Origin of the sequence: Virgisporangium aliadipatigenens, assembly GCF_016863615.1 — a bacterium.
GTDB classification, from domain to species: domain Bacteria; phylum Actinomycetota; class Actinomycetes; order Mycobacteriales; family Micromonosporaceae; genus Virgisporangium; species Virgisporangium aliadipatigenens.
This window is the reverse complement of the sequence record NZ_BOPF01000016.1, coordinates 1-10,612: the sequence shown is the minus strand read 5'-3', so window position 1 is coordinate 10,612 and position 10,612 is coordinate 1. Positions and strand designations below refer to the sequence as shown.

The following is a 10,612-nucleotide window of genomic DNA, read 5'->3' as shown; positions in this document are numbered from 1 at the left end:
CCTTCCACGAACGGTCACCCGAACTGGGACCTGGTGGGACGCGGTCCGCGCGTCCACAGTGGACTTCAATCCCCGCAGTCTGTGGAAGGCGGTGTTCTCGTGGCCGAAGATCCGGGGTACAACCCCGATCCGAACATCAACAACAACGACTACCTGCCCGACGACGACGAGGAAACCGAGACGCCTCCGCCGCCGGAGGAGCACAAGGACATTCCGGATGCCTACATGCCGGAACTCACCCAGCAGTGGACCGACGCCCCGCACCTTCCCGACAAGAAGATCGACAAGGACGCGAAGGGCCAGGAGGCCAAGGAGCCACCCGTCCACGCCGCCTGGACGGTGCGCCCGGGCCAGTTGCGGGACATGGAGAACGGCCTGCTCGGCGAGTTGAAGACGCAGATCTCCGACTACATGGCGCTGCGCAGCTACGTCCAGGCGCGCAAGGGCACCGCGGGCAACGACGGCCTCGTGCACGACAGCATCTTCCAGCCCCGCATTCCCCCGGGCTGGGTGGAGATCGCCACCGAGGGCCTCAACGTCCAGGTCCAGCACATGAACACGGACAACCTCCTCGGCGCCAAGCCCGAACAGGCCGTGGAGTACGGCGACATGATGGAGAACGCGCTCGCCGCGGCCGCCAACGCCATCTTCATCGTCGGCGAATTCGTGCAGTGCCTCAACGAGGCCGCACAGGCCTACGTCGCCGCCGACATCACCGCCACGATGCCGCCACCGCCGAAGATCGGCAACGGCTGACCCGTTGACGCCAGCGGCGCGCCGCCCCGGGATTCCGGAGGCGGCGCGCCGCTTTCGCGTGCCGGCGCCCGGCTCAGACCGGGCTCTCCTCCCGGGCCGAGGAGGCGTACACCTCGTCGCCGCCGTCGTCGTACTCGTCCTCGTCCTCCAGCGCCGCCTGGAACAGCGCCCGCGGCTGCCCGCGCCGGATGAGCACGCCGCGACCCGCCGGGCGGGACATCGCCCGTTCGGTGCCGATGATGTAGCCCTCGCGCGGGTCGCCGGACAGGACGATGCCGATGCAGCCGAGTTCGCGGATCCGGTTGAGCAACTGGTCGGTCATCGTGGCGCGGGACATGCCGGCCACCCGGCGCGCGAGCACCAGGTGCAGGCCGACGTCGCGGGCGTGCGGGATGAACTCCATCAGCGGCCCCAGCGGGGACTGGGTCGGACCGCCGCCGCCCATCAGGTCGTAGTCGTCGACGACGACGTAGATGTCCGGCCCTTCCCACCAGTCGCGGTTCTTCAGCTGGCGCGGCGTCACGTCCGGCGGGGGCATCCGCTCGCGGAGCTTCTCCGCGACCTGTTCCGCGTAGACCCGGGCCGCGTTCGAGTCGGCGGCGTACGCCCCGAGATGATCCTCGGGAACGACACCGAGCAGCGAACGCCGGTAGTCGACCAGCACGATCCGCACCTCCCACGCGGAACGCTCCCGGGCCAGCCCGCGCATCCAGGTGCGCAGCAGCTCGGTCTTCCCGCTGGCGGTGTCGCCGGCGATGAGCAGGTGCGCGTCGGTGCCCGTCAGGTCCAGCGTCACCGTGTCCAGCTCCGGTTCGCCGATGCCGAGCGGAACGGCGTCCGGCGAGCGGTCCGCCAGCTGCGGCAGTTCGCTGACCATGATCCGGTCCGGGAGCATCCGCACGGCGGGCGCACCCGGGCCCGGCCACGCGGCGGTGATGCGCTGCAGCGCCTCGTCCTGCGCGGCCCGCAGCCCCTCGTCGTTGTCCTGCCCGTCGAGGCGCGGCAGCACGATGTGCGCGAACGCCCCCGGCGGGATCAGCGCGCGCCCCGGCGCGTTCTTCGGCATGACCTTCTGCATCCGCCGCGCGATGTCGGAGTCGCTCGGATCGTTGATGGCGAACTCCATCCGGGTACCGATCGCGTCGCGCAGCGCCGGCCGGAACTCCATCCACCGGTTGGTCGTGAGCACGACGTGCACACCGACACCGAGGCCGCGCACCGCGATCTCGGTGACCACCGGTTCGAGCTCGTCGATCTCGCTGCGCAGCGAGCCCCAGTTGTCGACCAGCAGGAAGATGTCCGCGGCTCGGGTCCCCTCCGGGAGCCGCCCGGCGTCGCGCCGCGAACGGAACTCGGCGATCGAGTCGATGCCCAGTTCGCGGAAGAGCCGCTCGCGATGGCCGATCACGGAACCGACGTCGGCGATCAGCCGCCGCACCCGGTCCGGGTCGAGCCGCCCGGCGACACCACCCACGTGCGGCGCCACCGCGAACGAGTGCAACGACTCGCCACCGAAGTCGACGGCGTAGAACTGCACCTCGTCCGGGGTGTGCGTGAGCATCATCGTCATCATCATCGTGCGCAGTGCCGTACTGCGCCCCGAACGCGGTGCGCCGACCATCGCGAGGTGGCCGTGCGGACCGGCGAAGTCGACGATGAGCGGCTGCTGCAGCTGCTGCACCGGCAGGTCGATGACGCCGATCGCGCTCTTCAGCGAGCCGTGCAGCTGCCACATCGTCGCGTGGTAGCCGCGCAGCGGATCCGCCGCGGTGGGCCCGATGAGCAGGTCGAGGGAGACGGCCGGCGGCAGCGGCGGCAGCCACACCTGACGGGTCGGCTGGGCGGCGTTGCGCAGCCGCTCGACCATGACGTTGAGCTGGGTGCGCTCGCCCGGGCCGGCCATCGGGCTGATGCCGTCCTCCTCCTCCGAACCGTCCTCGACCGGCGGCCCCTCCCGCAGGTCGAACAGCACCGGGTCGGTCGGACCGCCGGGCAAGTTCGCGCGCTCCTCCGGGGAGACGTACGGGGCGGACACGTGCGCGACGCGCAGCCGCTGATAGATGCGTTCGTCGACCTTGAGATAGGCCGAACCGGGAATCGGCGGCAGCCGGTAGGCGTCCTGCGTGCCGATGACGATGCGGCTCTCCTGGGCGCTGAACGTGCGCAGGCAGATCCGGTACGACAGGTGCGAGTCCAGGCCGCGCAGCCGGCCCTCCTCCAGCTTCTGCGTCGCCAGCAGCAGATGCATGCCGAGGCTTCGACCGACCCGACCGATCTGCACGAACAGGTCCACGAACTCCGGCACCGACGAGAGAAGTTCCGCGAACTCGTCGATGATGATCATCAGGTACGGCATCGGCTCCAGCGGCGAGCCGTCGGTGTTGGTGGAGCCGGCCGCGCGGCGCAGGTGGTACTCGCGGATGGAGTCCAGGTTGCCGGCGTCGCGCAGCATCTCCTGCCGGCGCTGCTGCTCACCGACGAGGGCGGCCTGGACCCGTTCGATCAGCGCCGCGTCGTCGGCCAGGTTGGTGATCATGCCGGCGACGTGCGGCAGCTCGGTCAGCTGCGCGAACGTCGCACCACCCTTGAAGTCGACCATCACGAAGCTGAGCAGTTCCGGCGAGTGCGCCAGGGCCAGCCCGCTCACCAGCGTCCGCAGCAGCTCGCTCTTGCCCGAACCGGTCGCACCGACGATGAGCCCGTGCGGGCCGGAACCGCCCTGCGCCGACTCCTTCACGTCGAGCACGACCAGCTGCCCGCTGCCGTCCGTGCCGATCGGCACCTTCAGCAGGCGGTCCGAGTCGTGGCTGACCCACCGCGAGGTCAGGTCGTCCTCCAGGCCGTTCGGGCCGAGGAGGGTCTCGGTGAACGACACCGTGCGGGCGAGGCGGCGATCCTCCTCGTCGTTCAGCGTCAACGGGCACAGCCTGCGGGCGATGAGCTCCGCCAGCTGCCGCTCCACCCGGTCGGCGACCGAACCGGCGGCCTCCGCGCCGACGCTGAGCGAGGTGCGCCCGGCCAGCGTGACGGCACCGTCGGTCTCCACGCGCAGCCGCACGTCCACCCGGGCCGGTTCGTCCGACTCGCGTGCGCCGAGGAAGACCAGCGTGATCCCGTACTGCGGGCCGGCCGCCTCCAGCAGCGAGCGCAGCAGCGCCGAACGGCCCCACTCCGACTTCGGGTCGAAGCTGGTGAACAGGACGACCAGCCGCTGCTGCTTCGGCGCGGCGTTGCGGTCCCCGCCGATCTGCATCCGGCGCGCGGAGTGCGCCTCGCCGCGGCGTTCCAGTTCGCCGTGCAGGAAGTCGACGATCCCCTCGGGACCCGACGCGACGAGCGGCACGACGCCGGCCCGCCCGCGCCGTTCGGGCTCCTGCGTGTGCGGCAGCCACTTCGTCCAGTTCCACTCCCGGCCGCCGGACCCGTCGACGGCGATCAGCACGTCGTCCGGGGCGTGCAGCACGGCCACCTGCGACAGCAGCGCCCGCGCCACCCCGAACCGGCGATCGGTCGGCCCGAGGATGCTGAGCACGCCGCAGGTCGCCAGGTCGAGCACGAACGGCTGCCCGCCCACCTTGCCGACCCGGTCGACCAGCTTCCGCGCGGCGCGCAGCGCCTCCCAGTCGTAGTCGGCCATCGGATCCAGCCGCGTGCCGACCTGCAGCGGCGTCGACAGTTCCGCGTCACCGACGCCGAGGCGCACCTTGAGGAAGTCCGGGTCGGCCTGACGCCGTTCCCACACCCGACGCCCCGCCTCCGCGATCGGCAACAGGCGGTCGGGCGCCGGATGCGCCCACGCCGCCAACATGCGCTGGGTGGAGGCGACCTCGCGGGCCCGCGACCGGGTCTCCGAGAGGAGGGAACGGTAACGGGAACGCTGCCGCAGCGTCGCGCGCTTCTCGTTGCTCTTGTTCTGGATCCGCATGCCGACGGTGGTCGCGACGGCCACGACGGCGAACAGGATGGCCAGCGCGATCAGGCGGCGCTGCCCGTAGGCGAGCATGTAACCGGCGATGCCGAGGCTGGTCAGCAGCGGCAGCACCATGTTCATCAGGTTGTTCTGGCTCTGCCGTACCTCGGGCGGCACCGGCAGGACCACCTTGTCCGATGGCGTGGCCGGTGGCATGAAGCGTGCCGGCCGGTGGAACGTCATACGGGACAATGCGTCGCTCCCTGATCTGGCTCAACTGGTCGTGCGGTTCACTGCTGGTGGTCGGGCAGGTCCTCGGCCTCGATCACGGTCAGCTGTTCCGTGCTCGGGTTCGCCAGCTCGGCGACCCGGGCGGCGTGGCGTTCGGTCATCCGCTGGAACACCTCGCGCGCGAACCGCCCGTTGCCGAAGCCCTCGCCGCGGTCGGCCCCGTCGAAGTACCGCTCCAGCGCCGCCAGGGTCGCGGTGGAGAGCCGGTACTCGTGCCCCTTCGCCTGATGCTCCACAATGGACACCAGCTCCGGAGAGGTGTAGTCGGCGAAGGTGAGCGTGCGCGAGAACCGCGACTGCAGGCCCGGGTTCGTCGCGATGAACCGCGTCATCTCGTACGGGTAGCCCGCCACGATGACGACTACCTCGTCGCGGTGGTCCTCCATCAGCTTCACCAGGGTCGAGATGGCCTCCTGCCCGAAGTCCATCCCGTGCCCGTCCGGCACGAGCGCATAGGCCTCGTCGATGAACAGCACACCGTTCTGTGCCCGCTTGAACGCCGCCGCCGTCTTCGGGGCGGTGTGCCCCACGTACTCGCCGACGAGGCTGGAACGGTCCGCCTCCACGAGATGGCCGCTGGACAGCATGCCCAGCGCGTGCAGGATCTTCCCGTACAGCCGCGCCACGGTCGTCTTGCCCGTGCCGGGGTTCCCGGCGAAGACGAGATGCCGCGACATCGGTGGCGCCGCGAGGCCGGCCGCCTTGCGCCGCTGCACCATCTGTACGAGCTTCACCAGCGAACTGACGTCCTGCTTCACCCGGCTCAGGCCGACCAGGCTGTCGAGTTCCGCCAGCAGCTCGTTGAGCGACGCGGAGCCGACCGCTTCCCCGGACTTCTTGAGCGAGCCCTTGGCCAGCGCCGCCTCCGGAAGTCCCGGGGCGGCCACGGCCACCGCCGGCAGCACGGAGGTGCGGACGTTCTCCGACGTGCACGCCTCGAAGACGGAGTCCGAACCGTCCGCGCGGCTCAGGTCCTCGTCGACGTCGTGCACCCGGCACCGGCGGAACACCGCCGCCGAACCGGTGCCGACGAACACCGCCGGGTAGACGCTGTACGAGATCTCGGTGTCCTCGATCGTGCCCTTGGCGTCCTGCGCGACGTAGATGCCGTTCTTCTTCGAGTCGCTGAACGCGCTCCGGCGCACCGTCGGGTCGGCGCCGGTCCAGACGACGAGGCCGCTGCCGCCGATCTCGCTCACCGTGCAGCCGTCGATCAGCGGTTCGCCACCGGTGTCGACGAACACGCCCGCGGCCCCGCAGCGCCGGAACCGGCTGCCGCGCACGGTCGCCGAGGTGGCGCCGATCTCCAGGCCGGTCTGGCGGATGTCGGTGACCTCGCAGTCGTCGACGAGCGGCCGGTGCGGCGTGTCGAGCCGGATCCCGAAGTCGCAGTCCGCGACGGCCACCCCGCGCAGGTGCGCGTCCCCGGCCTCCTCGACCCGCACCCCGGACTGACCGGCGCCGCTGATCTTCCCGCCGACGACCCGCGCGATGGCCCGCCCGACGACGCGCAGCCCGTACTCCGGCGTGCCCTGGATGACGCAGTTGCCCAGGCCCAGCACGGAGTTGCCGGCCAGGTGCACGGCCGTGTAGGCGGTCTCGCGCACCACGCAGCCGGTGAGCACCACCCGCGCCTCGTCGGCGATGAACAGGCCGTTCGCCTCGACGTCGGTGATCTCGTGGTCGTGCAGCCGGACCTGCGCGCCGCCGCGCACGGCCAGCGCCGTCGTGGCCGCCTTGCCGAGGTTCCCGCCGGTCACGGCGAGCCGGGCGGAGTCACCGGCCATGATCCCGACGCCCTTGACCGTCGCGATCCGGCAGTCGTCCAGGTGCAGCTGCCCGGTGCCGGTGACGACGACCGCGCTGCCGCCGGTCCGGTCGACGCTGCCGCGCCGCACCGTCACGCCGCCCGCGTCCCCGGCTCCGAAGTCCGGGACCTCGGTGAGCGGGGCGTTCGGCAGCGACTGTTCCCACCATTCCTGATGGAACGGCGCGCTGCCGTCGATCCGCAGGGCATCCCCGTCGTTGTCGTAGAGCCGGCAGTCGACCAGGTCCAACCGCGTCTCGTCCTCCGTCATGACGGCCGCGACGCCGGTGCGCGCCACCTCGCACCCGGTGAACGTCCCCGAGGCGGTGTTGCGCAGGTAGATGCCGGCGGCCGTGGCCGTGCGGAAAACGCTGCCGGTCCCCCGCACCTGCGCGCCCTTGTCGACGTAGAGGCCGCTGCCCTTGACCTCCTCGACGACACAGCTGATCAACTCGACCGACGCCGCGTCGCTGGCGCGCACCCCCACGTTGGTCGCGCCGGAGATCGTGCAGGTGTCGAGCTTCGCGGTCGCCCGGCCCACGACGTCGACGAACCCCCGCTCGACGGCGCACCGTTCGAAGAGGGCCGTGCCGCCGTTGAGCCGCACCGCGGCCCGTTCCGGTGTCGACCCGCGGAACGTGATGCCGCGCGCGGTGAGGTTGCCCGCCCGCACGACGACGGCGGGCTCGTCGATGGCGACGATCTCGACGTGCGCACCGCCCTCGGCGACGATGCTGACGTCCCGGTCGGTGACGAGCGATTCGGTGTAGACGCCGGCCGCTACGGCCACGACGGCGCCGTCCGGAGCGGCCCGCAGCGCCGCGCCGATGCTGCGGTGCCGGCCCCAGCCGCGGCTGCCCACGCGTTCGAGCTTGCCGCCCTGGTCGGTAGGCGTGGCGGCCCCGAAACCGGCGGCGGTCACGGGGAGCACCCCACCATGACCTGCCCGACGAGGAGGCGCTCCGGCGGCTTGCCGGCGTCGGTCTGTGCCGCCATCCGGACGGCGAGCTTGCCGTTGGAGACCGCGAAGGTGCCCGCCTCCACCCACTTGCCGTCCTGCTGGTCGGTGGCGGGCACCTCGTTCTCCTTGGGCTGCTGCGCCGCCTGGTTGATCACGAAGCTCGCGTACGCGACCCCGTCCCGGCCGCTCAACACCTGATATCGAACGGCGGACGCCACCTTCACCTGCGACTGCTCCACCAGCGGCACGTTCACCTGCACCAGGCACCGCTTCACCTTGCTGCCCACGGTGAACCACCACACGGCGCCGGTGTTGGCGTCCGGGAACGCCCCCGCGCCGGAGACCGGGACGGCCGCGAACGAGCCACGGCAGCCGTTCTGCTTGTGCGCACCCTTCTCCGGCGTGAGCCAGTCCGGGGTCCGCCCGCTGATGCTGAACCCCCGGTCGGTCGCGGTGCCGGCGCACTCCCAACCGGCGATCGACGCGAACGCGTACGTCGGCGACGCCGAGGCGGCGTTCGGCGCGGTCGGCCGGCCCTTGCTGAACAGGGCGAACACCACGCTGCCGATCAGCACCGCCGCGGCGACCAGGGATGCCGTCATCAGCGCCGTCCGCGGCCTGGCGTAGAGCCGGTCGGCGGACGGGTTGACGCGGACGTTCTCCACGTAGGAGCGCACGAACTCCCTGCGCTCGGTGTGCACCGAGCCGGGTCGCGTGTCGCTCTGCTGGGTCATCGGCACCCCCGGGACGGCGATCGGGCCGCCGACCACTACGACCCGCGCCGACCTTCGGTTCAAACCGAACCAGGAATTCTCCTAGCCGGTTCTACAGTTTCGCCGCGGGGAGCCTCTCGACCAGCGTGGCCCGCAGCGGCTCGCCGTAGGTCGGGGCGTGCTCCAGGCCCTCCGGCGGCCTCGTCATCGCCGGCAGGCCGAGGTTGTTCGTATTGGTCTCCTCCGCGTTGTAGTAGTTGTCGTACGTCATCTGCATGCGCTTGGCCGCCTCGTTCAGCAGCTCGATCATCTGGTTGGCCGCGCTGCTGAACGTGCGCCGGTAGTCGTTGTAGGCGTCACCGGCCGGGCTGTCCCAGTGGTCGCGCGCCTGTTCCAGCAGATAGTCGACGACGGCGGCACCGAGCGTCAGGATGAGCGCCTCGTTGCGGGTCTGCCGGGCCGCCTCGGCCAGCAGCGGCATCTCCGCCGACCAGTTGACGCTCTCCCACTGGTTCTTGTCCTTGTTCCACGTGCCGGTCTCGATGATCTGGTTGTTGGCGTCGTACACCGTGTACTGACCGTCGTACTCCACCTTGACGGAGCCGTCGGGGTTGTACGTGATGGTGATGTCCTTGCCGTCCTTGGTGCCCCTGGTGGGTTTCCCGTCCGCGTTGAAGGCGGTGTAGATCGAACCGTCGGTGGTGCGCATCTCGATCGGGTCGTTGTACTTGTCGTACGTGATCGTCACGCCGTCGGCGTAGATGGTCTTCCCGCCGGTGACGTCGTCGTACACGATGGTGATCGGCTTGCCGTCCGGGGTGAACCCGCGCGTCGGCCGGCCCTTCGCGTCGAAGTCGTAGAACCACGACCCGTTGGTCATGCCGAGGTAGTACGGCTTGTTGTCCGCGTCCAGGTACATCTCGTTGCCGTCGACGGTGACGGTGCGGCTGCCGTTGCCGAAGTAGTCGATGTGGATCGGCTTGCCCTCGGAGGTGAACCCGTTCTCGGGCCGCCCGTCCGGATAGAAGTCCTCGAACTTCGACCCGTCCTTCGTCTCCAGCAGGAACGGCACATTGTTCTTGTCGAGGTGCAGGGCATTGCCGTCGACCGTGACGATCCGGCCGCCGTCTCCCGTGTAGTCGATGTGGATCGGCAGGTTGTCCTCGGTCGTGCCGTTCTTCGGCTTCCCGTCGTCGTAGAACTCAGTGAACGTCGACCCGTCCGTCGTCGTCATGAGGAACGGCTTGTCGAACCTGTCGATGTGTGTGACATTGCCGCCGACGTTGACGACCCGACCGCCGTCGTCGGTGTAATCGATGTGGATCGGCAGGTTGTCGCTCGTCTTGCCGTTCTTCGGCTTCCCGTTGTCGTAGAACTCTGTGAACGACGACCCGTCCGTCGTCGTCAACAGGAACGGCTTGTCGAACCTGTCGACATGCGTCACATTGCCGCCGACGTTGACGACCCGACCGCCGTCGTCGGTGTAATCGATGTGGATCGGCAGTTCGTCGTCCGTCTTGCCGTTCTTCGGCTTCCCGTCGTCGTAGAACTCCGTGAACGACGACCCGTCCGTCGTCGTCAACAGGAACGGCTTGTCGAACCTGTCGACATGCGTCACATTGCCGCCGATGTTCACGACCCGACCGCCGTCGTCCGTGTAGTCGATGTGGATCGGCAGTTCGTCCTCGGTCTTGCCGTTCTTGGCGCGCCCGTCGTCGTAGAACTCCGTGTACTCCGACCCGTCGGTCGTCGTCATCAGGTACGGCTTGTCAAACTTGTCGATGTACGTCAGGTTGCCCGCGACGTCGACGACGCGACCGCCGTCCTCCGAGTACTTGATGGAGATAGGTTGGTTCTCGGCCGTGGTGCCGCCGACGGGCCGCTTCTCCTCGTCGAACTGCGTGTAGACGGTGCCGTCGGCGGTGGTCTGCCGGATCGGCCGTTCGCCGGCGAACTCGGCCGTCGAGCCGTCGTGGTACTTGTTGAGGACGTTGCCGTTGCCCAGGTACTCGATGTCGAAGCTGTGGCCGTCGGCGAAGCCCTTGTGCGGATTGTCGTTCTCGTCGAACTCGGTGTAGACGACGCCGTCCGCGGTCGTCTGCTTGATGATGTTCTCGCCCTGGAACTCCGCCGAGGAGCCGTCGGCGTACTTGTTCAGGACGTTGCCGTTGCCC

General features: G+C 69.8%; 5 protein-coding genes. 1 reads left to right on the top strand and 4 read right to left on the bottom strand.

What is annotated here, in order from left to right; genetic code table 11:
• Nucleotides 1–99: 99 nt before the first annotated feature.
• Nucleotides 100–756 carry a hypothetical protein gene (locus tag Val02_RS22520; RefSeq protein WP_203901152.1) on the top strand — a complete coding sequence of 219 codons (657 nt, stop codon included), beginning with the start codon at nt 100–102 and terminating at the stop codon, nt 754–756.
• Between the two features lie 73 nt (nt 757–829).
• Here Val02_RS22520 and eccCb read toward each other — a convergent pair whose 3' ends face one another.
• The 4 genes from eccCb to Val02_RS22500 all read right to left on the bottom strand — a co-directional run.
• Entirely contained in the window at nt 830–4,909 is a 4,080-nt protein-coding gene (gene eccCb, locus Val02_RS22515) for a type VII secretion protein EccCb (protein WP_239153263.1), read from the bottom strand.
• Nucleotides 4,910–4,956: 47 nt separating this feature from the next.
• Nucleotides 4,957–7,686 carry a right-handed parallel beta-helix repeat-containing protein gene (locus tag Val02_RS22510; protein WP_203901150.1) on the bottom strand — a complete coding sequence of 910 codons (2,730 nt, stop codon included), beginning with the start codon at nt 7,684–7,686 and terminating at the stop codon, nt 4,957–4,959.
• The gene (locus Val02_RS22505; RefSeq protein ID WP_203901149.1) at nt 7,683–8,459 is read right to left on the bottom strand and encodes a hypothetical protein; all 777 of its coding nucleotides are present in this window, start codon (nt 8,457–8,459) and stop codon (nt 7,683–7,685) included. The genes Val02_RS22510 and Val02_RS22505 overlap by 4 nt, the downstream gene beginning before the upstream one ends.
• A 91-nt stretch (nt 8,460–8,550) precedes the next feature.
• The coding region (locus tag Val02_RS22500) for a WXG100 family type VII secretion target (RefSeq protein WP_203901148.1) at nt 8,551–10,612 on the bottom strand (2,062 nt) is incomplete at its 5' end.

What these genes read in the sequence shown, in the direction of transcription:
- Val02_RS22505 (WP_203901149.1), bottom strand. Translation starts at nt 8,459, where the DNA reads ATGACCCAGCAGAGCGACACGCGACCCGGCTCGGTGCACACCGAGCGC.
- eccCb (WP_239153263.1), bottom strand. Translation starts at nt 4,909, where the DNA reads ATGACGTTCCACCGGCCGGCACGCTTCATGCCACCGGCCACGCCATCG.